This window comes from Mycobacterium sp. 852002-30065_SCH5024008 (assembly GCF_001665645.1).
Classification (GTDB): domain Bacteria; phylum Actinomycetota; class Actinomycetes; order Mycobacteriales; family Mycobacteriaceae; genus Mycobacterium; species Mycobacterium paraffinicum.
Genome location: NZ_LZSZ01000177.1, coordinates 1 through 23,697, shown reverse-complemented (window position 1 = coordinate 23,697; position 23,697 = coordinate 1). Strand labels below are relative to the sequence as shown.

The 23,697-nt window shown below is 68.6% G+C and carries 24 protein-coding genes; 5 read left to right on the top strand and 19 right to left on the bottom strand.

The features are described 5' to 3' along the window. Window positions 1-108 precede the first annotated feature (108 nt). Window positions 109-927: a formate dehydrogenase accessory sulfurtransferase FdhD gene (fdhD, locus tag A5781_RS22880; protein WP_067212369.1), complete on the bottom strand. Its 819-nt coding sequence runs from the start codon at window positions 925-927 to the stop codon at window positions 109-111. A gap of 74 nt (window positions 928-1,001) precedes the next feature. Beyond that, complete coding sequence (locus tag A5781_RS22875; protein ID WP_067212367.1) at window positions 1,002-1,982, bottom strand: SDR family oxidoreductase; 981 nt, start codon at window positions 1,980-1,982, stop codon at window positions 1,002-1,004. 276 nt (window positions 1,983-2,258) lie between these two features. Here A5781_RS22875 and A5781_RS22870 point away from each other — a divergent pair, with 276 nt between their 5' ends. Next, window positions 2,259-3,017, top strand: coding sequence for a GAF and ANTAR domain-containing protein (locus A5781_RS22870; protein ID WP_067212514.1), 759 nt, complete (start codon window positions 2,259-2,261; stop codon window positions 3,015-3,017). 5 nt (window positions 3,018-3,022) lie between these two features. Here A5781_RS22870 and A5781_RS22865 read toward each other — a convergent pair whose 3' ends face one another. From A5781_RS22865 to rplS, 4 genes are all read right to left on the bottom strand, one after another. Continuing rightward, complete coding sequence (locus tag A5781_RS22865) at window positions 3,023-3,328, bottom strand: DUF2469 domain-containing protein (RefSeq protein ID WP_046184425.1); 306 nt, start codon at window positions 3,326-3,328, stop codon at window positions 3,023-3,025. Further along, complete coding sequence (locus A5781_RS22860; protein ID WP_067212364.1) at window positions 3,325-4,128, bottom strand: ribonuclease HII; 804 nt, start codon at window positions 4,126-4,128, stop codon at window positions 3,325-3,327. The genes A5781_RS22865 and A5781_RS22860 overlap by 4 nt, the downstream gene beginning before the upstream one ends. Window positions 4,129-4,130: 2 nt before the next feature. Beyond that, a complete protein-coding gene (gene lepB / locus A5781_RS22855) occupies window positions 4,131-5,009 on the bottom strand; it encodes a signal peptidase I (RefSeq protein ID WP_067212360.1) in 879 nt (292 codons plus the stop codon). Between the two features lie 69 nt (window positions 5,010-5,078). Then, window positions 5,079-5,420, bottom strand: a complete 342-nt coding sequence (rplS, locus tag A5781_RS22850; RefSeq protein WP_067212356.1) for a 50S ribosomal protein L19 — start codon at window positions 5,418-5,420, stop codon at window positions 5,079-5,081. A 353-nt stretch (window positions 5,421-5,773) separates the two neighbouring features. Here rplS and A5781_RS22845 point away from each other — a divergent pair, with 353 nt between their 5' ends. Continuing rightward, on the top strand, window positions 5,774-6,742 hold the full coding sequence (locus A5781_RS22845) for a hypothetical protein (protein ID WP_067212351.1): 969 nt from the start codon (window positions 5,774-5,776) through the stop codon (window positions 6,740-6,742). Here A5781_RS22845 and trmD read toward each other — a convergent pair. The 5 genes from trmD to A5781_RS22820 form a co-directional block, all read right to left on the bottom strand. Further along, window positions 6,739-7,443, bottom strand: a complete 705-nt coding sequence (gene trmD / locus A5781_RS22840; protein WP_067212348.1) for a tRNA (guanosine(37)-N1)-methyltransferase TrmD — start codon at window positions 7,441-7,443, stop codon at window positions 6,739-6,741. The two genes, A5781_RS22845 and trmD, sit on opposite strands and share 4 nt — an antisense overlap. Continuing rightward, window positions 7,440-7,961, bottom strand: coding sequence for a ribosome maturation factor RimM (gene rimM / locus A5781_RS22835; RefSeq protein WP_067212344.1), 522 nt, complete (start codon window positions 7,959-7,961; stop codon window positions 7,440-7,442). The genes trmD and rimM overlap by 4 nt, the downstream gene beginning before the upstream one ends. A gap of 17 nt (window positions 7,962-7,978) precedes the next feature. Then, window positions 7,979-8,221 (bottom strand): RNA-binding protein, encoded by a 243-nt coding sequence (locus tag A5781_RS22830; RefSeq protein ID WP_003878715.1) that lies wholly within the window; start codon window positions 8,219-8,221, stop codon window positions 7,979-7,981. A gap of 5 nt (window positions 8,222-8,226) precedes the next feature. After that, a complete protein-coding gene (gene rpsP, locus A5781_RS22825) occupies window positions 8,227-8,751 on the bottom strand; it encodes a 30S ribosomal protein S16 (RefSeq protein ID WP_067212341.1) in 525 nt (174 codons plus the stop codon). A gap of 176 nt (window positions 8,752-8,927) precedes the next feature. Further along, the gene (locus A5781_RS22820; protein ID WP_067212338.1) at window positions 8,928-9,347 is read right to left on the bottom strand and encodes a nuclear transport factor 2 family protein; all 420 of its coding nucleotides are present in this window, start codon (window positions 9,345-9,347) and stop codon (window positions 8,928-8,930) included. 58 nt (window positions 9,348-9,405) lie between these two features. Here A5781_RS22820 and A5781_RS22815 point away from each other — a divergent pair, with 58 nt between their 5' ends. Further along, window positions 9,406-10,281: a D-alanyl-D-alanine carboxypeptidase family protein gene (locus A5781_RS22815; RefSeq protein WP_067212336.1), complete on the top strand. Its 876-nt coding sequence runs from the start codon at window positions 9,406-9,408 to the stop codon at window positions 10,279-10,281. Here the strand turns inward: A5781_RS22815 and A5781_RS22810 are convergent, their stop codons facing one another. The 4 genes from A5781_RS22810 to ffh all read right to left on the bottom strand — a co-directional run bounded on the left by A5781_RS22810 (window position 10,282) and on the right by ffh (window position 15,448). After that, window positions 10,282-10,890 (bottom strand): TetR/AcrR family transcriptional regulator, encoded by a 609-nt coding sequence (locus A5781_RS22810; protein WP_067212333.1) that lies wholly within the window; start codon window positions 10,888-10,890, stop codon window positions 10,282-10,284. Between the two features lies 1 nt (window position 10,891). Beyond that, window positions 10,892-12,694: an amidohydrolase family protein gene (locus tag A5781_RS22805; RefSeq protein ID WP_369817783.1), complete on the bottom strand. Its 1,803-nt coding sequence runs from the start codon at window positions 12,692-12,694 to the stop codon at window positions 10,892-10,894. 96 nt (window positions 12,695-12,790) lie between these two features. After that, entirely contained in the window at window positions 12,791-13,870 is a 1,080-nt protein-coding gene (locus A5781_RS22800; RefSeq protein ID WP_156622752.1) for an amidohydrolase family protein, read from the bottom strand. Window positions 13,871-13,882: 12 nt separating this feature from the next. Continuing rightward, the gene (ffh, locus tag A5781_RS22795; RefSeq protein WP_067212321.1) at window positions 13,883-15,448 is read right to left on the bottom strand and encodes a signal recognition particle protein; all 1,566 of its coding nucleotides are present in this window, start codon (window positions 15,446-15,448) and stop codon (window positions 13,883-13,885) included. A gap of 175 nt (window positions 15,449-15,623) precedes the next feature. Between ffh and A5781_RS22790 the strand changes: the two genes are divergently transcribed. Together A5781_RS22790 and A5781_RS22785 are read left to right on the top strand one after the other, a co-directional pair. Next, complete coding sequence (locus tag A5781_RS22790; RefSeq protein WP_067212511.1) at window positions 15,624-16,418, top strand: alpha/beta hydrolase; 795 nt, start codon at window positions 15,624-15,626, stop codon at window positions 16,416-16,418. 103 nt (window positions 16,419-16,521) lie between these two features. Next, window positions 16,522-18,252, top strand: a complete 1,731-nt coding sequence (locus tag A5781_RS22785) for a DEAD/DEAH box helicase (protein ID WP_067212318.1) — start codon at window positions 16,522-16,524, stop codon at window positions 18,250-18,252. Window positions 18,253-18,258: 6 nt separating this feature from the next. On the opposite strand, the gene A5781_RS22780 is transcribed toward A5781_RS22785, so the two are convergent. The 4 genes from A5781_RS22780 to ftsY form a co-directional block, all read right to left on the bottom strand. Then, entirely contained in the window at window positions 18,259-20,718 is a 2,460-nt protein-coding gene (locus A5781_RS22780) for a [protein-PII] uridylyltransferase (RefSeq protein ID WP_082939482.1), read from the bottom strand. 45 nt (window positions 20,719-20,763) lie between these two features. Next, window positions 20,764-21,102 (bottom strand): nitrogen regulatory protein P-II, encoded by a 339-nt coding sequence (gene glnB, locus A5781_RS22775; protein WP_066952569.1) that lies wholly within the window; start codon window positions 21,100-21,102, stop codon window positions 20,764-20,766. Then, complete coding sequence (locus tag A5781_RS22770) at window positions 21,099-22,490, bottom strand: ammonium transporter (protein ID WP_067212312.1); 1,392 nt, start codon at window positions 22,488-22,490, stop codon at window positions 21,099-21,101. Before A5781_RS22770 ends, glnB begins: the two co-directional genes overlap by 4 nt. 184 nt (window positions 22,491-22,674) lie before the next feature. After that, window positions 22,675-23,697 (bottom strand): signal recognition particle-docking protein FtsY (ftsY, locus tag A5781_RS22765; protein WP_067212509.1); only part of this gene is annotated, 1,023 nt, incomplete at its 5' end.

Here is a 23,697-nt window from a genome sequence, read left to right as displayed (position 1 = left end):
CAATGTGCTCGAGGACCCCGACACGGCGGGCCGCAGCGACACCTGCGATCCATCCGCGACGGCCGGTTATCCCCGGTGCCGTCTACATCCACAACCGGCCGCAAACGACTAGCCGATTCGGTCCGCCCTGGTGTAGATGTTCATCGAGTCCTCCCGCAGGAACGCCACCAGCGTGATGCCCGACTCCTCGGCCAGCGAGACCGCCAGCGATGACGGCGCGGACACGGCGGCAAGCACCGGAATCCCGGCCAGCACAGCTTTTTGCGTCAACTCGAAGGAGGCCCGCCCACTGACCAGCAGCACCGAGCCGACCAGCGGCACCCGCCGATTTTCCAGCGCCCAGCCGATGACCTTGTCGACCGCGTTGTGCCTGCCGACGTCCTCCCGCACCGCCAGCATGGTGCCGTCGACGCTGAACAGCGCCGCGGCGTGCAGCCCGCCGGTGCTGTCGAAAACCTTTTGTGCCGAACGCAATTGGTCGGGCATCGCCTCGAGGGTGGCCGCCGCGACGGGGGCGGGGTCCGCGCCGGGCGAGAAGCGGCCGATCAGCCGCACGGCGTCCAGCGACGCCTTGCCACACACCCCGCACGACGAGGTGGTGTAGAAGTTGCGGGTCACGTCGAGGGTCGGCACCGTGACGCCGGCGGCCAGTGTCACGTCGAGCACGTTATAGGTGTTCGTGCCCTCGACGGCGCCGCCGCAATACCGGATGGTCAGCACGTCGTCGCGGCCGGTGATGATCCCCTCGGTGAGCAGAAAGCCTTGGGCCAGTTCGAAATCCGCACCCGGGGTGCGCATCGTCACGGTGACCGCCGCGCCGTTCACCCGGATCTCCAGCGGCTCCTCGACGACCAGCGTCTCCGGCCGGCTGATCGCTTTCCCGGCGGTGAGATGCTTTACCCGCCGGCGCGCAGTTACGTGCCGCACTAGGCGAATTCACCGTCAGCCGGGATCGCGGCCGAACGCTGGAACCTCACGCAGCCAAACTACCCTGGTCGGCGTCACACCGCCGAAGCCAGCGCCCTCAGGGTTTCCGCCGACGAGTGCACCGGCCGCCAGCCCAGCTGGGTGCGCGCTTTGGTGGTGTCCATGACCATCGACGTGCGCGCGGTGTGCAGCCATTCCAGCATGGACGGGACCAGCGGCACCCGCGACAGCGCCGCCGACGCCGCCGAGGCCGCGACGGCCGGCACCCGCACCGGGCGGCCGCCCAGCGCCCTGGCCACATCCCCCACCGTCACCACGCCGTCCCCGGCGATGTTGTACGCCCCGGGCGGCGCCGGGGTGGTGGCCGCCAGCGCGATCGCGCTCGCGACGTCGTCGTGGTGCACCAGCTGCAACGGGATGCCCGGGTCCGGGACGACCGGCTTCAAAATCGGCATCGCCTTGACCACGGCGCGCATCGGGCCCGGCAACTGGTTCCACGGCATGGCGTCGGCCAGGACGGTGGCATTGGGCCCGGCGACGATGCACGGCCGCAGCACGAACACCTCGAGCGGCGAGTCCTTGGTGATCTCGGCCAGCAGCGCCTCGCACGCCGCCTTCTGCGCGGAGTAGTAGTGCTCGTCGGACCCTCGTGCCGGGACGTCCTCGGTCAGCGGGTGGGGGTTGTCGCCGTGGTAGCCGTAGGCCGCCACCGATGAGGTGTACACCAGGCGCCGTGTCCGCTCGCTGGCGACCGTCGCCTCGAACACGTTGCGGGTGCCCTGCAGGTTGATGCGGGCGCTCTCTTCCCGCGACCCCATGATGATGAAGGCGAGGTGGATGACCACGTCGGCCTGCGCCACCAGCGCGTCGACGGCCTCGCGGTCCAGGATGTCGCCCTGCTGGTAGGTCGTCTTCTGCCAGCCGCGCGAAGACGGGTCGAACGGCCGGCGCGCCATCCCGACGATGGCGTCCACGGCGGGTTCACGCTCCAGCGCAGTCACCGCGGACATACCGATCTCGCCGGTTGGCCCTGTCACCGCGACGGTAATTCCCACCTGAAGGCTCTTTCCCGCCGGGCGCCCGCCGAAACCCCCGGTGGGAAATGTCACCAACGGGCGCCGCCGCGGGCGCGCCGATTGGTGAGTGCAAGACGCGCGGGTACCCGTATTGGCAGCGGGTGCTTTCGCCGGCCCAGGGACTGGCGGTCGAGGCGCGTGGGATTCGTCGCAATCGCACCGAACAGCGTGTGAGGGTCGCGCCCAGGACCGATAATCTACGGCGATCGAAACGCGGGGGTCAGACTGCCGAATGCGCAGGGAATGAGGCACAACATGGCGGACGAATCGACGGCCGCAGGCGGGCCGACGCCGGGCGGGGAAATGGCCGACCCCGGGACGGTGTTCGCCGCGCTGGCCGAGATCATCTACCAGGGCTCGGACGCCGGCCAGATGTATGCGGCCATCTGCATCGCCGCCACCCTGGTTGTGCGCGGATGCGACCACGCCAGCCTGTTGGTGCGCGATGGCGACCGCTACGTCACCGTGGGCGCGAGTGACCAGCTGGCGCAGCAGATCGACGAGCTGGAACGGCGTTCGGGGGACGGTCCGTGCATCGACGCGATCGAGGAGGAGACCCCCCAGATCGACCCGGACCTGACGACCCCGTCGCTGTGGCCGCAGCTGGCGAAGGTCCTGGTGGCGGAAACCCCGGTGCGCGGGGCGATGGGCTTTCGGCTGCTGGTGGACAAACGCAAGGGCGCCGCGCTCAACCTGTTCAGCGACACCCCCAACGTGTTCGACGCCGAATCGGCCGGGCGCGCGGCGGTGCTGGCCGCGTTCGCCAGCGTGGCCATCAATGCGGTCGCAAAGGGCGACGACGCCACCAGCCTGCGCCGCGGATTACTGAGCAACCGCGAGATCGGCAAGGCAGTCGGCATGTTGATGCTGCTCCACGACATGACCGAGACGCAGGCGTTCGACCTGCTGCGGCGCCATTCCCAGACGCTGAACATCAAGCTGGCCGATGTCGCGCGGGAAGTCATCGACAGACGCGGCCAACTGCCGCCCGCGGAAGACAAGGAGGACGGCTAGCCTGGCTACTCCGGCAGCCGCAGCTCGGGCTTTTCCACCTCTTCGATGTTGACGTCCTTGAACGTCACCACCCGCACCTGCTTGACGAACCGGGCCGGGCGGTACATGTCCCACACCCAGGCGTCGGACAGTCGCAGCTCGAAGTACACCTCGCCGTCGGCGTTGCGGGGCACCATCTCCACGCTGTTGGCCAGGTAGAAGCGCCGCTCGGTTTCGACGACGAAGCTGAACTGGCCGACGATGTCCTTGTATTCGCGGTACAGCGAGAGCTCCATCTCGGTTTCGTACTTTTCGAGATCCTCGGCACTCATCTGTTCAGACGTCCTTCTCGGAGAAACACTTCCCCCGGCGTTCCGCCCGGGGAATCCTGGCCCCATCTTTCCTCACCGATATCCACCGCGCGCGGGCGAGGGTCCGGTCGGCATTCGGCCACGACGCGGCCGCCCGACCCTTCTGACCCTATGGCCACGCGCCGGACATTGATGAACGAATGGCGGTGTTCGGGGCAGGGACCCAGCCGCGTCAGCGCCGTGCTGTGCGCCGGAGTGCTGTAGCCCTTGTGCTCGGCGAAGCCGTAGCCCGGGTGGTCGGCGTCCATGGCGACCATCAGCCGGTCCCGGCTGACCTTCGCCAGCACGCTGGCCGCGGCGATGCACGCCGCCACCGCGTCGCCGCCGATGACCGGGAGCGACGGCACCGCCAGGCCGGGCACCCGGAATCCGTCGCTGAGCACGTAACCGGGCCGCAGCGACAGGCCCGCCACGGCGCGGCGCATGCCTTCGATGTTGGCGACGTGCACGCCGCGCCGGTCCACCTCGGCCGGCGGGATGAACACCACGTGGTAGGCCAGCGCGTAACGACGGATCAACGGGAACAACTTCTCCCGGGCACTCTCCGTAAGCTTTTTCGAATCATCAAGCGCAGCAAGGCTTTCCAGGCGCCCCGGCCCCAGCACGCAGGCCGCCACCACCAGTGGGCCCGCGCAGGCACCGCGGCCGACTTCGTCCACGCCGGCCACCGGCCCCAGGCCGCTGCGGTACAGCGCCGACTCCAGGGTCCGCAACCCCGATGACTTGCGGATCACCGTCCGCGGCGGCCACGTCGTGGCCATGGCTACTGATGCTGCTGGGGGTTCACCGAAGACACGCCACCCCATCGCCCGGGCGGCCACACGATGAACCTCGCCTTGCCGATCACGTTGGACACCGGCACGGTTCCCGACGCGGGATCACCCGTGCACAACACGCCCTTGAGCGCCTCGGCCGGGACACTGTTGCAGTGGGCGCGGGAATCCGCCGAGTGCGTCCGGTTGTCGCCCATCACCCACAGCCGCCCCTGCGGAACGGTGACCGGCCCGAACTCGCTGCCCAGGCACGGGTACACCGACGGGTCGGCCATCATGGTGGCCGGATCCAGGTAGGGCTCTTTGAGCGGCTTGCCGTTGACCGTCAAGCCGGTGTCGGCCCGGCACTGCACCGTCTGCCCGCCGACCGCGATGACCCGCTTGACCAAGTCGTTTTCGTCGGGAGGCACGAAGCCGATGAAGGACAGCGCGTCCTGTGCCCAGTGCAGCACGGTGTTGTTGGACCGGATCGACTTGTACCCGAGGTTCCAGTTCGGCGGTCCCTTGAAGACGATGACGTCACCGGGGCGGGGTGAGTCGAAGCGATAGCTGACCTTGTCGACCATGATCCGGTCACCGACACAACCGGCGCACCCGTGCAGCGTCGGCTCCATCGATTCCGACGGGATCAGGTAGGGCCGTGCCACGAACGTCAACATGACGTAGTAGAGGGCCACCGCGATCACCGCCAGCAGCGCGAATTCCCGCAGTGTGGATCGCTTGGTGCGCTCCGGCGCGCCCTCGTCGGGCGCCTCTGCAGGTTCGGGGACCTTCGGCGAATCGCCTTCGGGCGTGTCCGGGATTCGGGTGGAGACCTTCGGCTCTGACTGGGCGGACTGGGGCTCAGATGAGTCCGTGGGATCGGTCACGAGATCAGAGTAGCCAGCGCAGATTGTGGCGCTGTAAACCGACCGGGACTGCCGCCCGGCCGTCCCAGCTCAGCGCTTTTCCTTGATCTTGGCCTTCTTGCCGCGGAGCTCACGCAGGTAGTACAGCTTCGCGCGGCGGACATCGCCACGGGTCACCACCTCGATGTGGTCGATGTTCGGCGAATGCACCGGAAACGTCCGCTCGACGCCGACGCCGTAGCTCTCCTTGCGCACGGTGAAGGTCTCGCGGATTCCGCCGCCCTGCCGACGGATCACCGCGCCCTTGAACACCTGGATACGCTCCTTGGCGCCCTCGATGACCTTGACGTGCACGTTGACGGTGTCGCCCGGGCCGAAAACCGGGATGTCGTCGCGCAGCGACGCTTGGTCGACGAAGTCCAGGCGGTTCATCTGAGAAGACACTTCCTTGCGGTCGCGGCCTGCGGCAACAGCTCTCACCCGGATGTGAGGCAGTCGCCAAGCCGATGGTTTGGGGCAACTTGGGCGTATCTCGCAGCAGGCAAGAAGCGGCCCGGCCGGCCTGGAACCGCTGGAGACAACTGGTCAATTGTGCCAGACAGGAGGCTTGCCATGAAAATCACAGCGTCGGAGGCGGTTCGCAACGAGCCGAAAACGCTGGTGAATGGTACATATGACTGGGGCCAGAACGCGCTACCGGACCTTGCGTAATGGCCGGGACAGGTGGCGCGATGCAGCCCACACCCGTGCACTTGGGTGCGTCGGAGCCACGTCGGAGGAGAGGAATGCGCGTTCGGCCGCTGATTTTGTTCACCGCCACAGCGGCGGTGGCGTTGATCGTGGCCGCCGGATGCGAGGCGAAGGTACAGGCCAAGGTATACAGCCTCCCGGTCTACGTCACACCCGACCGAGGCCTGCGCCAGCCGCCGCCGCAGTCGGCCGAGCTCATGCTCGAGGCGGTCAAGCCACCGCAGCCCGAACCGCAGCTGACCAACCCGGGGCCCGTCGGCCTGCAGGCGCGGGTGCAGCAGGCAACCGACGAAGCCGCCGCCGGCGGAGCCGCCCTTTCGGTGGCGATCCTCGATCGCAAGACCCACCAGCTGGTCTCCACCGGCAACAGCCAGGTCATCGGCACCGCGTCGGTGGCCAAGCTGTTCATCGCCGACGACCTGCTGCTACACGAATCGCAGGGCAAGGCCGCGCTGAGCGCGGACGACCGCCAGGCGTTGGACATCATGTTGCAGTCATCCGACGACGGCGCGGCGGAGAAGTTCTGGGGCCAGGGCGGCGAGAACGCCATCATCACCGCGGTCGCGGCGCGCTACGGGCTCACGTCGACCACCCCGCCCAGCGACGGACGCTGGTGGAACACGATGAGCACGACGACCGACCTGATCCGCTACTACGAGATGCTGCTCGACGGATCGGGCGGGCTGCCGGCGGACAAGGCGAAGGTCATCGTCGACGACCTGGCCCAGTCCACCCCGAACGGGCTCGACGGCTACCCGCAACGCTTCGGCATCCCCGACGGGCTGTACGCCGAACCGGTGGCGGTCAAGCAGGGCTGGATGTGCTGCATCGGCAGCGACTGGATGCACTTGTCGACCGGGGTGATCGGCTCGGACCGTCGCTACATCATGGTGGTGCAGTCGCTGCAGAACTCCGACGACGCCACCGCCCGCGAGACCATCACCCGGGCGGTCAGGACGATATTTCCCGAGGGCCGGATCGACCCGCTGGGGCGCGGGCTCTAATCCTCTTGCCCGGGCGGGCCGAGCAGCTCCGGGCGGCGTTCGCGGGTGCGCTGCAGCGAGACCTCCCGGCGCCAGGCGGCGACGCGCGCGTGGTCGCCGGATAACAACACCTCGGGAACGTCGAGCCCACGCCAGCTCGGCGGCCTGGTGTAGCTGGGCCCCTCCAGCAGCCGGTCCAGCGCCGGGGAGTGCGAATCCTCGCGATGCGACGCCGGATTGCCGAGGACGCCCTCGAGCAGGCGCACCACGGCTTCGATCATCACCACCGCCGCCGACTCCCCACCCGGCAGGACATAGTCGCCGATCGAGACTTCCTCGACCCGCATCCGCCGGGCGGCATCCTCGATGACCCGCTGGTCGATGCCCTCGTAGCGGCCGCACGCGAACACCAGGTGCTCCTCGACGCTCCACCGCTGGGCATCAGCCTGCGTGAACAACGCACCGGCGGGGGTGGGCACAACCAAAACGGTTTGCTCCGAACAGATCTCGTCCAGCGCTTCGCCCCACACCGGGGCCTTCATCACCATCCCGGGGCCACCGCCGTACGGCGCGTCGTCGACCGAGCGATGCACGTCGTGCGTCCACCGACGCAGATCGTGCACCCGCAGGTCGACCAGCCCCGATTGAATCGCCTTGCCCGGCAAGGATTGTCGCAACGGGTCGAGAAAGTTCGGGAAGATCGTGACGACGTCGATTCTCATGCCAGGTCCAGCAGGCCCTCGGGCGGATCGATCTCCACACTGCGGTCGTCGAGCGACACCGACGTGACGATCGCGCCGACGAACGGCACCAACACTTCCCCGCCGTCGCCTCGGCGCACCGCCAACAGCTCACCCCCGGCGGTGTGCAACACCTCGGCGACGACACCGACGTCCTGGCCCGTGACCGTCCGGACGTGCAGCCCTTCGAGTTGGTGGTCGTAGTAGGTGTCCGGCTCATCGATGGGGGGCAAATCATCGGAATCGACGACGAACAAGGTGCCGCGCAGTGCGTCGGCGGTGTCGCGGTCCGTCACCCCGGCCAATCGCAACAGCAGCCGCCCACCATGCTCGCGTGCGCTCTCGACGACGAAGTCACGTTCTTCGCCACCGCGGGATGGCTTGCCGCGCAGGGTGTTACCCGGCGCGAAGCGGGTCGCGGGGTCGTCGGTGCGGATCTCGACGACGACCTCGCCGCCGATCCCGTGCGCTTTCGCGACGCGCCCGACGGTCAACTCCAACGGAGCTCCATCAGCGGCTACTGGTCGGTGTCCACCACGTCGACGCGGATACCGCGGCCACCGATACCGGCGACCAGGGTGCGCAGCGCGGTCGCGGTGCGTCCGCCGCGACCGATCACCTTGCCCAGGTCGTCGGGATGGACGTGGACCTCGACAGTTCTGCCGCGGCGGCTGGTCACCATGTCCACCCGGACATCGTCGGGGTTGTCGACAATCCCACGGACCAGGTGCTCCACCGCGTCAACGACGACCGTGCTCACGTCAGTCAGCTTTCGGCGCTCGGCGCGGCCTGCTCGCCGCCCTCGGCGGCCGTCTCCGCCGGCGCGGCTTCAGCGGCGGTCTCCGCCGGCGTCTCGGCGGCAGCCGGCGCCTCCGGCTCGGCCGCCTTGGCGGCCTTCTTGGCGGGCGACTTCTTCTTCGGCTTCGCGGCCTCGGTGGTGGGACCGCCCTCGGCCTCCGCCAGCGCGGCGTTGAACAGCTCGAGCTTGCTGGGCTTCGGGGGGGCGACCTTCAAGCGGCCCTCGGCGCCCGGCAGGCCCTTGAACTTCTGCCAGTCGCCGGTGATCTTCAGCAGCTTGAGGACGGGCTCGGTGGGCTGAGCGCCCACGGACAGCCAGTACTGCGCGCGCTCGGAGTTGATCTCGATGAGGCTCGGGTCTTCCTTCGGGTGGTAGCGGCCGATGACCTCGATGGAGCGACCGTCGCGCCGCGTGCGCGCGTCGGCGACGGCGATGCGGTATTGGGGATTGCGGATCTTGCCAAGCCGAGTCAGCTTGATCTTCACAGCCATGGTTAAGCGGGTTCTCCTGTGTGTGTCACGCTGCAATTCAGCGATCGGGGCGGGATGCCCGGATCCGGTTTTGCCTCGCGTGTATGACCACCAAGCGATGCGTAATCGCTCGGTGGACAGCCGCCCATTGTGCCAGAACGGGGTGCCGCGCCAGAAATCCGCTCGATCGTCCCGGCCTACATGACCTTCTGGAAGACCTTGGTCTCGACCCGGCGGGTCATCCGCCAGCCCTCGGGCGTACGGACGAACTCGTCGTCGTACCAGAGCCCGCAGAACAACACCTGATCCTTGTCCCCGCCGAGCACCATCGGGTTGAAGCAGATCACCCGCGAGGAGGCCTTATCCCCGTCGATCCGCACCGAGAAGTTGCCCAGCATGTGCGCATACACCGGGAAGTTCGGCAGCACCTCCGACAGCCACTTCTTGACCTCCGGGTAGTGGCCCTCGATGCCGCCGAGTGCGGTGTAGTCGATGTACGCGTCTTCCGTGAACACCTGGTCGAGGTCGTCGAATCGGCGCTGGTCAATGGCGGTGGAATAGTCCACCAGAAGCTGCTGGATCTCTAAGCGGTCGGAAATCTCGGCCAGGCTCAACATGCATCGGACAGTACTGAAAATCGACGCCGAACAGGCCCGGAAGTTAGACTTTCGGCCCATGCGCAAGGTCATGGCCGCAGCCGCGGCCCTGCTCACGGTGGGGGCGTGCGGTGCGACCGTCCCCACGGCCTGGGCCGACAGCATGCAGCCGGTGGGCTCGGTGCCGATCCCGGACGGCCCGGCCCAGACTTGGATCGTCGCCGATCTCGACACCGGTCAGGTGCTGGCCGGCCGCGACCAGAACGTGGCCCACCCGCCAGCTAGCACCATCAAGACGCTGCTGGCCCAGGTGGTCCTCGACTCGGTGAGCCTGGACTCCACCGTCGTCGCCGACGCCGCCGACACCCAGGTGGAATGCAATTGCGTCGGCATCAAACCGGGCCGCACCTACACCGCGCGTCAGCTTCTCGACGGCCTGCTGCTGGTCTCGGGTAACGACGCCGCCAACACGCTGGCGCACATGCTGGGCGGGCCCGACGTCACGGTCGCCAAGATGAACGCCAAGGCCGCGTCGCTCGGCGCGACGAGCACCCATGCCGCGACGCCGTCCGGGCTCGACGGGCCCGGTGGATCCGGGTCATCGACCGCGCACGACCTGGCCGTCATCTTCCGCGCCGCGATGGCCAACCCGGTGTTCGCGCAGATCACTGCCGAGCCGTCGGCGATGTTCCCCGGCGATCACGGGGATCAACCGATCACCAATCAGGACGAGCTGTTGCAGCGCTACCCCGGCGCGATCGGCGGCAAGACCGGGTTCACCAACGCGGCCCGCAAGACCTTCGTCGGGGCCGCCGCCCGCGGTGGCCGCCGGCTGGTCATCGCCATGATGTACGGGCTGCTCAAAGAGGGCGGCCCGACGTACTGGGACCAGGCGGCGACGTTGTTCGACTGGGGATTCGCGCAGAGCCCGCAGTCCAGCATCGGCTCGCTGTAGCTATCCCGCCAGGCCCGCGTCCGGCGCCGCCGCGGACAGCAGCGTCATCAGCATCGGGATCCGTTGCTCGGCGATCTGCGGCTGTGGCAGCACCCCCTCCACCACCGCGGCCCCGTCGAACACGTTGGTCAGCAACGCGACCAGAACCGGGAACGTTTCCTCGGGGAAGCTTTCGGCCCCGGGCAGCGTACGGGCGGCATCGTGAATCTTCGCCGAGTACTGGCGCAGCTCGGTTTGCAAAGTGGCCCTGAGCTTTTCGTCGGTGCGCGCGGCGACCAACAGTTCGTACAGCACGGCATTGCTCGGGGCGGCGGTGATGTCGCGGAGTATCGCCAGGGCGGCTTCGAGCGCCGGCCGATCGGCCGGTATTTCGGCGACCCGCTTGGTGAACGTCTCGAGCTGCCGACGCAGCACCTCCGACGCCGTGGCGGCCATGAAATCGCCCATCGTCTCGAAGTGCCGGAACAGGGCGCCCACCGACACCCCGGCGCGCTTGGTGATCACGGCCGCCGACGCCCGGGCGTATCCGACCTCGATGATGGTGGCGATGCAGGCGTCGAGAAGCCGTCCCACGGTCTCTTCCCGACGCTGCTGCTGTGTTCTGGCCACGTCAGCCCCCGATTTTCAGGGCGCTCCGGCCCCGGTGCCGCTGGCCCGCGCGCAGGTAGCGGCCCGATTTCACGGTCCGGCCGTAGCCGTCCCTGAACTGGCCACCGCGGAAGACGACGGCGCCGCCCACACCGGTCGCGACGACGGCGTCGTCGTTGCGATTGACCATGCGCCGCAAGCCCCCGTAGAACGGCACCTCCTCCTCGTAGTAGCCCTCGACCGCTTCGTTGAGGCCGGCCGGGTCGATCACCACGAAGTCCGCGCGGTCGCCCTGCCGCAGCGTGCCGGCGTCGACGCCGAACCACTCGCCGAGTTCGCCGGTCAGGCGATGCACCGCCTGCTCGGTGGACATGAACGGTGTGCCGGCGCGGTGGGCGTCCCGGACCCGCTTGAGCAGTTTCACCGGGAAGTTGTAGAAGGCCATGTTGCGCAGGTGCGCACCGGCATCCGAGAAGCCCATGTGCACGCTGCCCTCATTGGCGAGCGCGTTGAGCAACTTTGGGCGGTGGTTGGCCACGACGGTCGTCCACCGGACGTTGCGTTCGCCGTTCTCGACGAGCACGTCCAGGAACGCGTCGAGCGGGTGCAGCTTGCGCTCGTCGGCGATGGCCCCAAAGCTCTTGCCTATCAACGATTCATCGGGGCACTCGACGATTACCGCGTCGTGGAAGTCGCGGTGCCACAACGACGGTCCGAGTTTGATCCGGTCGAACTCCTTGCGGAACTTCCGGCGGTATTCCTTATCGGCCAGTAACTCGTTGCGCTCCAACTGGTCCCGCAGGTGCAGGGCGGCCGTTCCGGCGCCGAACTCTTCGAAGACCGGCAGATCGATTCCGTCGGAGTACAACTCGAACGGCACCGGCAGATGCTGGAATCGCACGCTGGCGCCCAGCAGCTTGTTCAGCAAGCGGGTCCCCGGGCCGAAGACGTATACCGACAGCGGCATCGACTTGGCATCGGCGGATACCAGCATGCTCATGCGAACGCCCTTGCCGCGGTTGAGGATCCGGCTGCTGGCCAGGAAGAAGAGCATTCCGGACGACGGCTTCGCCACGTTGGGCGCGCTCTGCAGCATGCGGCCGCGCTTGCGCAGCACCTTGATGAGCCTGCGGCGCTCGCGCCAGGTCGCGAAGGTGGACGGCAGCGCCCGCGACCGGAAGCGCTCACCGTCGAGCTTGTCGATGGCCGCATCCATCCCCGACATGCCGAGCACCCCGGCGTCGAGCGCCTCCTCGAGCAGGGCCGCCATCTGCTCCAGCTCGGCGGCGGTGGGCGAGACGGTGGCGTCGGTGGCCCGGTCGAGCCCGAGCACCGCGGTCCGCAGGTCCGAATGGCCAAGCAGCGAGCCGATATTCGGCCCGAGCGGGAGGGCGTCGATCGCCTTGATGTATTCGGCCGCGGTGGACCACGTCTTGTCCTGCAGCGCGCCGTAGACGAACTCGCGGGGCACGGCCTCGACGCGGCTGAAGAGGTCGGCGGCGTCCTCGGAGCTGGCGTAGACCGTCGACAACGAGCAGTTCCCGAGCAACACGGTGGTGACACCGTGCCGCACGGACTCCCGCAGACCCGGGTCCAGCAGCACCTCGGCGTCGTAGTGGGTGTGCACGTCGATGAAGCCGGGCACGATCCACTTGCCGGCCGCGTCGATCACCTCGGGGCAGCCCGTCTCATCCAGCGGCCCGTCCGACACAGTGGCCACCACGCCGTCACGAATACCCAGCGTGCGGGTCTGCGGCGCGCTGCCGGTGCCGTCGAACCACAGCCCTTCGCGAATGATCACGTCGTAAGCCACTTTTGCCTCCAGTCGTCATGGTGACATGGAACGTAACATAGATAGCAAGCACTCGCAATCTTTTCTGGAATTCGGCGTGTCAGCCCCGTGAACAGGCCCGATTCCGGGCTACGTCGGCGAGCGGAACGCCTTGCCACGCAAAATCACCAGGTCCGGACGGTGCAGCGCGGCCGCGCCCGACCGCGGATCGTCCGCGTAGCACAGCAGGTCGGCGGATGCGCCGTGATCCAGCCCGGGGCGGCCCAGCCAGCGACGGGCGTCCCAGCACCCCGCGCCCAACGCATCGGTCGGGCTCAGTCCGATGCCCTTGAGCGCTTCGATCTCGTCGGCGATGCGCCCGGGCGCGACCATGGTGCCGGCGTCACTGCCGGCGTAGATCGGCACGCCCGCATCACGGGCCGCGGCGATCCGCGACAGGCCGCGTGCATGCAGGTCGCGCATGTGGGCGGCGTAGGTCGGATACTTCGCGGCGGCGGCGTCGGCGATACCCGGGAAATTCTCGACGATGTTGACCAGCGTGGGGACCAAAACGGTTCCGTGCTCGACCATCAGCGCGATGGTGTCATCGGTGAGGCCGGTGCCGTGTTCGATGCAGTCGATGCCGGCCTTGACCAGCCCCGGCAGCGCGTCCTCACTGAAGACGTGCGCGGTGACCCGGGCGCCATGGGTGTGTGCGGTGTCGATGGCGGCCTTGAGCACGTCGTCGGACCACAGCGGGGCGAGGTCGCCGACGCTGCGATCGATCCAGTCGCCGACCAGCTTGATCCAGCCATCGCCACGCCGCGCCTCTTCCGCCACCGCCTCGGGCAGTTGCCACTCGTCTTCCAGCTCGCGTGAGAAACCCGCCGCATACCGCTTGGGCCGGGCCAGATGTTTTCCGGCCCGGATGATGCGTGGCAGATCCTCGTGGTCGTCGAGGCTGCGGGTGTCGGTGGGTGAGCCGCAGTCTCGCAACAGCAGCGCACCGACGTCGCGTTCGATCTCGGCCTGGGCGATCGCCTCGTCGAGCGGAATCTCGCCGTGCTCGCCGAGCCCGACGTGGCAGTGCGCGTCCACCAGGCCGGGGATGATCCAGCCGCCGTCAAAGACGGTGTCGGCCCTCGCGACCGGTTCGGTGCTGATGCGCCCGTCGACGATCCACAGCTCGGTTGGGGTCTCGTCCGGCAGCCCGACACCTCGCACGTGCATGCGCACGGCGGGTTAGTTTCGTCCCGGGTTGCCTGGGAACTTGAGTTTGGACAGGTCGAAGTCCGCCAGCCCGGGCGGCAGCTCGTTGAGGCCTTCGGGCATGTGCGATAGGTCGGGGAATCCGCCCGGCATGCCCGGCATTCCGGCGCCGAGCGGGTTCCTGGTCTTGGGCGGCGTCGGGCCGCGCCCGCCCTTCTTGCCCTTCTTGCCCTTGCCGCCCTTGGCCTTTCGGGTCGCCGACTTGCGACCCATGCCGGGGATGCCCAAGCCGCCAAGCATCGACGACATCATCTTGCGGGCCTCGAAGAAGCGGTCCACCAGCTGGTTCACCTCGGACACCGAGACGCCGGACCCGTTGGCGATGCGCAGCCGCCGCGACGCGTTGATGATCTTCGGGTCGGCCCGTTCTTGGGGCGTCATGCCGCGGATGATGGCCTGCAGGCGGTCGAGTTGCTTGTCGTCGACCTGGGCCAGCGCGTCCTTCATCTGTCCGGCCCCGGGCAGCATGCCCAGCAGGTTGCCGATCGGACCCATCTTGCGGATGGCGAGCATCTGCTCGAGGAAGTCCTCCAGCGTCAGCTCGCCGGTGCCGATCTTGGCGGCGGCGGCCTCGGCCTGCTCGGCGTCGAAGACCTGCTCGGCCTGTTCGATCAGGCTCAGCACGTCGCCCATGCCCAGGATGCGGCCGGCCATCCGGTCGGGGTGGAAGACGTCGAAGTCCTCGAGCTTCTCGCCGGTGGAGGCGAAAAGGATTGGGACGCCGGTCACCTCACGGACGGACAACGCGGCACCACCGCGGGCGTCACCGTCGAGCTTGGTCAACACCACCCCGGTGAAGCCGACGCCCTCGCGGAACGCCTCGGCAGTGGTAACGGCGTCCTGACCGATCATCGCGTCCAGGACGAACAGGACTTCGTCGGGATTCACGGCGTCGCGGATGGCCGCGGCCTGGGCCATCAGTTCGTCGTCGATGCCCAGCCGGCCGGCGGTGTCGACGATGACGACGTCGTGGTGCTTCGCCCGGGCTTCGGCGAGGCCGGCGGCCGCGACGGCGACCGGGTCGCCGGGCCCCGACTCGGGGGACTCGCCGGGGTGGGGCGCGAACACCGGTACCCCGGCGCGCTCACCGACGACTTGCAGCTGGTTCACCGCGGCGGGCCGCTGCAGGTCACACGCCACCAGCAGCGGGGTGTGCCCCTGGCCGCGCAGCCAGGCGGCCAGCTTGCCGGCCAGCGACGTCTTACCGGAACCCTGCAGACCGGCGAGCATCACCACGGTCGGCGGCGTCTTGGCGAAGGCCAGCTGGCGGGTCTCCCCACCGAGGATGCCGATGAGCTCTTCGTTGACGATCTTGACGACCTGCTGCGCCGGGTTGAGGGCACCGGAGACCTCGGCGCCCCGGGCGCGGTCCTTGATCCGGGTGACGAACGCGCGCACCACGGGCAATGACACGTCGGCTTCCAGCAGCGCCAGCCGGATCTCGCGGGTGGTGGCCTCGATGTCGGCGTCGGTCAGTCGACCCTTGCCGCGTAGTCCCTGAAGGGCACCGGTCAACCGGTCGGACAGCGATTCAAACACCCCGCCAGCCTAGTGGTAGTCCAGCCTGGCCGGCCCGCCACCGCCCATCGACCGCGACTCTGCAACCACGCACACGACACGCCGATAAAGGTGTGCGTAGTTTCAGTCTCGCCGAGGCGGCGAGCGGGTTTGAATGGTCGAGCGAACCAAAACGCCGCCGAACGAGGTGAAGCTCATGCTCGAGGTGATCGACAAGGGATCTTGCAGCCAAGACCATCCGGTGCCGCTGCTCTTCGTGCACGGCGGCTGGCACGGCGCGTGGTGCTGGGAGCACTTCCTGGACTTCTTCGCCGACGCGGGCTATCGCGCGGTCGCGATGAGCCTGCGGGGACACGGCGCCAGTCCGACGGCCAAGCCGCTGCACAAGGTTTCCATCGCCGACTACATCGACGACCTCCGTTCGGTGGCCGACGAACTGGGCGGAGGCCCCGTGCTGATAGGCCATTCGCTGGGTGGCTTCGTCATCCAGCGCCACCTCGAAACACGCAGCGCCCCGGCGGCGGTCCTGGTGGGCTCCGTGCCGCCGCAGGGCGTGCTCAGGTTGGCGGTGCGTGTCTGGCGTCGCCGACCATCGATGACGATGGGAGCCTGGGCCGACCCCACGCTGCTGAAGTTCCTCGCCACCCCCACCCTTACCCGCGAGTACCTCTTCTGCGCCGACACACCGGAGGCGGTGGTCCAATCCTGCATGCAGCGCGCCGGAGCCGAAAGCATCCGCGCCGCCATGACCGATCCGATGGTCCGCCGCGTCAGAACCCGTCGGGTGACCACGCCGATCCTGGTCCTCGGCGCCGAGCACGACGGCTTCGTCAGCGTCGGCGACGTGCGGGCCACGGCGCGCGCCTACCGGACCGAGCCGGAATTCTTCCCGATGGGCCACAACATGATGCTCGAGCCGGGGTGGGCTGACGTCGCGCAACGCATCCACGGCTGGCTGCAGACCCGCGACGTCGCGGGCATGCCACGGTAACCGCATCCGAGTCGTTACTGCGCCGAAAAGCGTTGGCGTGCTAGATTTCACAGCCACCGCTTCACCACTCTGGCTGCGTCGACAATTACAACAAACGGGGGAAATGTCCGTGCAACCGCTCGCTCGCACGGAGTCTCCCGTCGACGACAGCGGCCGCGCGCTGCGGGGTTGGCAGCGCCGGGCGTTGGTGAAATACCTGGCCGGCCAACCGCGCGATTTCCTGGCCGTGGCGACCCCGGGATCCGGGAAGACGACGTTCGCCTTGCGGGTGGCCGCGGAACTGCTGAGCCAGCGCGCCGTCGAGCAGATCACGGTGGTGGTGCCCACCGAGCACCTCAAGGTGCAGTGGGCCCAGGCCGCGGCACGGCACGGCATCGCCCTGGACCCGAAGTTCTCCAACTCCCATGCCCTGATGTCGGGCGAGTACCACGGCGTGATGGTCACCTACGCTCAGGTCGCGGCGCATCCGACGCTGCACCGCGTACGCACCGAGCAGCGCAAGACGTTGGTGGTCTTCGACGAGATCCACCACGGCGGTGACGCCAAGACCTGGGGCGACGCCATCCGCGAGGCCTTCAGCGATGCGACGCGCCGGCTCGCCTTGACGGGCACGCCCTTTCGCAGCGACGACAGCCCCATCCCTTTCGTACTCTACGAATCGGGCGCCGACGGCGTGCGACGTTCGCAGGCCGACCACACCTACGGCTACGCCGAGGCTCTCGCCGACGGGGTGGTCCGGCCGGTGGTGTTCCTGGCCTACTCCGGGGAGGCGCGCTGGCGGGACAGCGCCGGCGAGGAGCACGCCGCGCGGCTGGGCGAGCCGCTGACCGCCGAGCACACGGCGCGGGCCTGGCGCACGGCGCTCGACCCGGCCGGCGAATGGATGCCCGCGGTGATCGCGGCCGCCGACCAGCGGCTGCGCCAGAAACGCGAGCACGTGCCCGACGCCGGCGGCATGATCATCGCCTCGGACCGCACCGCGGCCCGCGCTTACGCAACCCTGCTGACGAGGCTGACCTCGGAGGCACCGACGGTGGTGCTGTCCGACGATCCCGGATCGTCCGCGCGCATCAGCGAATTCGCCGCCGGCACCAGCCGGTGGCTGGTGGCGGTGCGGATGGTCTCCGAAGGCGTCGACGTGCCCCGGCTCTCGGTCGGCATCTACGCCACCAGCGCCTCCACTCCCCTGTTCTTCGCCCAGGCCATCGGCCGCTTCGTGCGATCGCGCCGGCCGGGCGAGACCGCGAGCATCTTCCTGCCGTCGGTGCCGAATCTGCTGCAGCTCGCCAGCGAGCTGGAAGCCCAGCGCAACCACGTGCTGGGGGAACCGCACCGCCCCGACGACGATCCCCTCGACGGTGATCCCGCCGTCAGGACGCAGACCGAAAAGACCGAGACCGACAACGGCTTCACCTCACTGGGCGCCGACGCGGAGCTGGACCAGGTCATCTTCGACGGATCGTCGTTCGGCACCGCCGCGCCGGCCGGAAGCGACGAGGAGGCCGATTACCTCGGCATCCCAGGGCTGCTCGACGCCGATCAGATGCGGGCGCTGCTGCATCGCCGGCAGGACGAGCAGCTGCAGCGACGGGCCGCACAGGGTGCGCCGGTCGCGGTGTCGGGCTCACCGTCGATGCATGGCCAGCTGCGCGAGCTGCGCCGCGAGCTCAACACATTGGTGTCGGCCACCCATCACCGCACCGGCAAGCCGCACGGCTGGATTCACAGCGAACTTCGCCGTCGTTGCGGGGGGCCGCCGATCGCCGCCGCGACCCGCGAGCAGATCCAGGACCGCATCGAGGCCCTGCGGCGACTCAACGCCGAGCACGCCTGACCCCCTCTAGTCGCCGACCGGCTCCTGGAGCACCTCGACCGTGGGGCCGCCCAACACGGCGAGCAGGTTCTGCTCGATCGCGGCTCGCGCGTCGTGCTCGCCGTGTGCCGGCACCGTCACGCAGAAGACGTCGGCCGCGGTCGACCCGAACGTGTTGACCTTGGCCCAGGCGATGTCCGCTCCCGCACGTTCCAGCGCACGGGTCAACAGGGCGAGCAGACCCAACCGATCCATGGCCCGGACTTCGAAGATCAACTGGCCGGCGGTCGCCGCGTCGAGCCACAGGATGCGCGGCGGGGCGGTCGACCGGGTGACGGGCACCCCGGCCTGAATCTCGCCGGCCCGGGCCGTCGCGGCGCTGACCGCGTCGCTATCGCGCCTCTCCAGCGCGCCGAGGACGTCGAGGTCGCCGGCCAGGGCGCCGTTGAATTGCTGCCGCAGTAAGCCCGATTCGGGCGGCGAGCCGAACACCGGCGACACGACGAACTCGACGATCGCCACGCCGTCGTGAATGTTGGCCAACGCCGAATGGATTCGCAGGGAGTTCACCCCCAGCACCGCCGCGGCTTTCGACACCAGCCCGCGCTGGTTCGGCGCGAGCATCACCGCGGTCAGGCGCTCCCGGTCGCCGGGGTGCAGCTCCACGTGCACGCCGCGGCTGGCCGCCAGCGAAAGATAGTGGGGGGCAATCGGTTCGGCCTCCGGTAACGGCTCGCCCGCCATCACCAGCCGGCAGCGACGGACCAGGTCCTCGATCAACGACGCCTTCCAGTCACTCCACACCCCGGGACCGGTGGCCTTCGAATCCGCCTCGGCCAGCGCGTGCAGGAGTTCGAGCAGTTGCGGATCGCCGTGCAGGGCCGCGGCCACCGACTCGATGGTCTTGGGATCGTTGAGATCGCTTCGGGTGGCCGTTATCGGCAGCAGGAGGTGGTGGCGGACCATGCCCGCGAGCGTGTCGGTGTCCTGGGCCGACAGCCCCAGCCTGTTGCCGATCGGGATCGTCAATTCCGCGCCGAGCACACAGTGGTCCGTGCCGCGCCCCTTGCCGATGTCATGCAGCAGCGCGCCGAGCGCGAGCAGGTCAGATCGCGCCACGCGGGTGGTGAGCGGGGCCGCGTTGACGGTGGTTTCAACGATGTGGCGGTCGACGGTCCACTTGTGCGAGACGTCGCGCGGGGGAAGGTCCCGCACCGCATCCCATTCCGGGAAGAGGCGGCCCCACAGCCCGGTGCGGTCCAGCGACTCGATCGTGTTCACCGCCGTCGGCCCGGCCAGCAGCACGACCAGCAGGTCGTCCAGTGCCTCCCGCGGCCATGGCGACGGTAAATCCGGGACGCTGTCGGCGAGTCGTTTGAGCGTGCCGGCGCCGATCGGCAGGCCGGTGTCCGCCGACGCGGCGGCGACCCGCAGCATCAGCCCGGCATCGGTTTGGGGTTGGGCGTCGCGAGCGAGCACCACCTCGCCGTCGTACTCGACCACCCCCTCGTCCAACGGTCGCCGCTTCGGGCGCCGCACCAGGGCGGTGAGGCCGCGTCGGGGCAGCGCGTTCTGCGCGGTCCGCAGGCCGGTTTCGGCGTGGTATGCGATGGTGCGGCTGACGCTGGAGAGCATGCGGGACAACGCAAATCGATCCCCGACGCCCAACGCGGCGCTGACCTCGTCGGCGAACTGCGCCAGCAGTTGATCGAGCCCGCGCTTGGATACCCGGTGTAGTTCGGTGCGGACATCGAGCAGCGTGAGGTACGCGGCGTCCAGCGAGCCGCCGGGCGCGTCGGGATGGCCCATGCCGTGGCGGTCGATCAGCTGCGCGACGCCCAGCGCGTCAAGCAATTGGACGTCGCGCAGGCCGCCGCGCCCGGACTTCAGGTCCGGTTCGGCCCGCTGCGCGATGCGCCAACACCGTTGCCAGCGTTCATATGTCATGGCGACGAGCTCGTCCATGCGGGACCGAATTGCGCTGCGCCACTGGCGTCGGGCCCCGTCGATCAACTCCGCCGACAGGCGCTCGTCACCGGCGATGTGGCGGGCGTCCAGCATGCCCAGCGCGGCCACCAGGTCGCTGTTGGCGACGCCCAGGGCCCCGGACACCGTCCGCACGCTGTGGTCAAGCCTGACGTTGGCGTCCCACAGCGGGTACCACAATCCGTCGGCGACCCGCTGCAATTCCGTGTCAGATTTGTTGTCGTGCAACAGCATTAGGTCGAGATCGGAATACGGCAACAGCTCGCGGCGGCCCAGGCCACCGACCCCGACGACCGCGAAACCGCTGCCGTCGGTGATGCCGATCTCGCCGGCCTTGGCGACAAGCCAGGATTCGTGAAGCTCCAGCCAGGCTTTCCTGAGTTCCGCGGCGCCGAGGTGACTGCCCTCCGACAGCAGTTGGCGCCGCGAGGCAGCCAAATCGGCTGCCCCGCCGGCGCTTCCTGTCCCCGCTTCAGATGACCTATCGGATGGGCTTGTCATACCCTCCCGGCCCGTCCGGCCTGGTTCAGCAATGTGCGGCTACGGTCAGAGGGCATCGGTTCCGCGTTCACCCGTGCGCACGCGCACAATGGTTTCCACGGGGGTTACCCAGACCTTGCCATCACCGATCTTGCCGGTGCGCGCCGCCCGGACGATGCTGTCCACGACCTTGTCCACGATGGAATCGTCGACCACCACCTCGATTCGCACCTTCGGCACGAAATCCACCGAGTACTCAGCACCCCGGTAAACCTCGGTGTGGCCCTTCTGCCGCCCGTACCCTTGAATTTCGCTGACCGTCATCCCCAGGACGCCCGCGTCCTCGAGGCTGGTCTTCACGTCATCGAGGGTGAACGGCTTCACAATTGCGGTGACTAGCTTCATGCTTGCTCTGCCTCCACTTTGTCGCCCACTCGATCCTCCTCCAGGCCGTTGCGGTCATCCACCGGAGTCCGCGCCGCCGGGAGAACGGATCCTTGCCCGCCGATCGTTCCGAAATCGTACGCGCTCTCCGCGTGCTCAGACTCGTCGATGCCGGTTGATTCTTCCTCGGCGCCGACACGCAACCCGATCGTGTACTTCAGGATCAAAGCCAAGATCAGCGTGACGATGCCGGAGTAGAAGAGGACGGCGAAGGCGCCGACCGCCTGCCGCTCCAGCTGGGCCCAGCCGCCGCCGTAGAACAACCCCTTCGATACACCGGCCACCCCGTTGATCGCAGTGGACTCCGGCGCGGCGAGCAGGCCGACCAGCAGTGTGCCCGCCAGACCGCCGACCATGTGCACCCCGACCACGTCGAGCGAGTCGTCGAAGCCGAACCGGAATTTCAGTCCGACGGCGAGCGCGCACACCACTCCGGCCACCGCGCCGACGACGATCGCGCCCAGGATGTTGACCGACGAGCAGGACGGCGTGATCGCGACCAGCCCCGCGACGATGCCGGACGCCGCTCCCAGCGTCGTGGGCTTTCCGTCGCGGATGCGCTCGGTCAGCAGCCAGGCGAGCATGCCCGTGGCCGTGGCGACCGTGGTGGTCATGAACGTCGCACCGGCGGAGCCGTTGGAGCTGGTCGCCGAACCGGCGTTGAACCCGAACCAACCGAACCACAGCAAGCCGGCGCCGAGCATGACGAAGGGCAGGTTGTGCGGCCGGAACATCGTCGTGGGCCACCCGCGGCGCTTGCCCAGGACGATGGCCAGCGCCAGGCCGGCCACACCGGAGTTGATATGGACCGCGGTCCCTCCGGCGAAGTCGATGGCGTGCAGCTTGTTGTTGATCCAGCCACCGTGCTCGGACGCGAAGCCGTCGGCGGCGAAGACCCAGTGCGCCACCGGGAAGTAGACCAACGTCGCCCACAGCCCGGCGAACACCAGCCACGCGGTGAACTTGAGCCGATCGGCCACCGCGCCCGAGATCAGCGCGACGGTGATGATCGCGAACATCAGCTGGAAGGCCACGAACACCGTCGCGGGCATGGTGCCGGCCAGCGGGATGTCGACCTGCGTGACGCCCTTGCTCGGGTCCGCCTTGACGGCGTTGCCGCCGATAAGCTTTGCCAGGCCCCAGTAATCGGTCGGGTTTCCTACGACGCCGCCCCGGTCGTCACCGAACGACATCGAGTAGCCGTAGAGCACCCAGAGCACGGTCACCACACCCATGGCGCTGATGCTCATCATGATCATGTTGAGCACGCTTCTGGTGCGCACCATGCCGCCGTAGAAGAACGCAAGACCCGGCGTCATCAACAGCACTAGCGCGGAACTCGCCAACATCCAGGCGGTATCGCCGGTATCTGGTTGGCCCAATTGCGGGAATGCCACTCGCTCACCTCCGGTCGGACATGAATGGCCGTCAGGCGACGCCTGTGGCCTGCGAGAACCATGCTCAATGGTTGTTTCCGCAGTGGGGCCGCCGTGTTTCGGCGGTATTAACGTCGCGCTCGCCGTGTAAGGGGTTTCAGCCGAGCAGGGCGTCGACGAAGGCGCCCGGCTCGAACGGCGCCAGATCGTCGGGACCTTCCCCGAGCCCGACCAGCTTCACCGGTACCCCGAGTTCCTGTTGGACGCGGAATACGATGCCTCCCTTGGCCGTACCGTCCAGCTTGGTCAGCACCGCGCCGGTGATCTCGACGACCTCGGCGAACACCCGCGCCTGGGCCAGTCCGTTCTGTCCGATGGTGGCGTCGAGCACCAGCAGCACCTCGTCGACCGCAGCGCGTCGTGTTACCACGCGTTTAACCTTGTCGAGCTCGTCCATCAGCCCGACCTTGGTGTGCAGCCGGCCTGCGGTGTCGATGAGCACCACGTCGGCGCCCGACGCGATGCCCTTGTCGACGGCGTCGAACGCCACCGACGCCGGGTCGGCGCCTTCGGGCCCGCGCACCACCTCCGCGCCCACCCGGGACGCCCAGGTTTGCAGTTGGTCGGCGGCCGCGGCCCGGAAGGTGTCGGCGGCGCCCAGCACGACGCGGCGTCCGTCGGCCACCAGCACCCGGGCCAATTTGCCTACGGTGGTGGTCTTTCCGGTGCCGTTCACGCCGACGACCAGCAGCACCGATGGGTGGTCATCGTGCGGCAGCGCGCGGATCGAGCGGTCCATGTCGGGGTGCAGCTCCCGGATCAGCACGTCGCGCAGTACGGCCTTCGCGTCGGCCTCGGTGCGGACATCGCTGCCGGCCAGGCGGGCGCGCAGCTGCGCCATCACCGACTCGGTGACCACCGGGCCGAGGTCGGCGACCAGCAGGGTGTCCTCGACGTCCTGCCAGGCGTCTTCGTCCAGGTCGCCGCCGCCGATCAGGCCCAGCACGCTGCGCCCCAGCGCGTTCTGCGACCTGGCCAGCCGGCCGCGAAGGCGCTCGAGGCGGCCTTCGGGCGGCGCGATGGCCTCGATCTCTGGGGCCGCTGGCGGCGGCTCGGGGGCCGGCGGCTGCGGGGGCGCCGGTGCCTGTCTCTTATACACATCTCCGAGCCCACGAGACGG

Excerpts from the sequence above, each read along its gene's own strand:
- A5781_RS22790 (WP_067212511.1), top strand. The coding sequence starts at position 15,624 with ATGCTCGAGGTGATCGACAAGGGATCTTGCAGCCAAGACCATCCGGTG.
- rpsP (WP_067212341.1), bottom strand. The coding sequence starts at position 8,751 with ATGGCTGTGAAGATCAAGCTGACTCGGCTTGGCAAGATCCGCAATCCC.
- A5781_RS22800 (WP_156622752.1), bottom strand. The coding sequence starts at position 13,870 with ATGCACGTGCGAGGTGTCGGGCTGCCGGACGAGACCCCAACCGAGCTG.
- A5781_RS22870 (WP_067212514.1), top strand. The coding sequence starts at position 2,259 with ATGGCGGACGAATCGACGGCCGCAGGCGGGCCGACGCCGGGCGGGGAA.
- A5781_RS22770 (WP_067212312.1), bottom strand. The coding sequence starts at position 22,490 with ATGTTGGCGAGTTCCGCGCTAGTGCTGTTGATGACGCCGGGTCTTGCG.
- trmD (WP_067212348.1), bottom strand. The coding sequence starts at position 7,443 with ATGAGAATCGACGTCGTCACGATCTTCCCGAACTTTCTCGACCCGTTG.
- rplS (WP_067212356.1), bottom strand. The coding sequence starts at position 5,420 with ATGAACCGCCTGGACTTCGTCGACCAAGCGTCGCTGCGCGACGACATC.
- A5781_RS22865 (WP_046184425.1), bottom strand. The coding sequence starts at position 3,328 with ATGAGTGCCGAGGATCTCGAAAAGTACGAAACCGAGATGGAGCTCTCG.
- glnB (WP_066952569.1), bottom strand. The coding sequence starts at position 21,102 with ATGAAGCTAGTCACCGCAATTGTGAAGCCGTTCACCCTCGATGACGTG.
- A5781_RS22845 (WP_067212351.1), top strand. The coding sequence starts at position 5,774 with ATGCGCGTTCGGCCGCTGATTTTGTTCACCGCCACAGCGGCGGTGGCG.
- A5781_RS22780 (WP_082939482.1), bottom strand. The coding sequence starts at position 20,718 with ATGACAAGCCCATCCGATAGGTCATCTGAAGCGGGGACAGGAAGCGCC.
- A5781_RS22860 (WP_067212364.1), bottom strand. The coding sequence starts at position 4,128 with ATGGCCACGACGTGGCCGCCGCGGACGGTGATCCGCAAGTCATCGGGG.
- A5781_RS22815 (WP_067212336.1), top strand. The coding sequence starts at position 9,406 with ATGCGCAAGGTCATGGCCGCAGCCGCGGCCCTGCTCACGGTGGGGGCG.
- A5781_RS22820 (WP_067212338.1), bottom strand. The coding sequence starts at position 9,347 with ATGTTGAGCCTGGCCGAGATTTCCGACCGCTTAGAGATCCAGCAGCTT.
- A5781_RS22785 (WP_067212318.1), top strand. The coding sequence starts at position 16,522 with ATGTCCGTGCAACCGCTCGCTCGCACGGAGTCTCCCGTCGACGACAGC.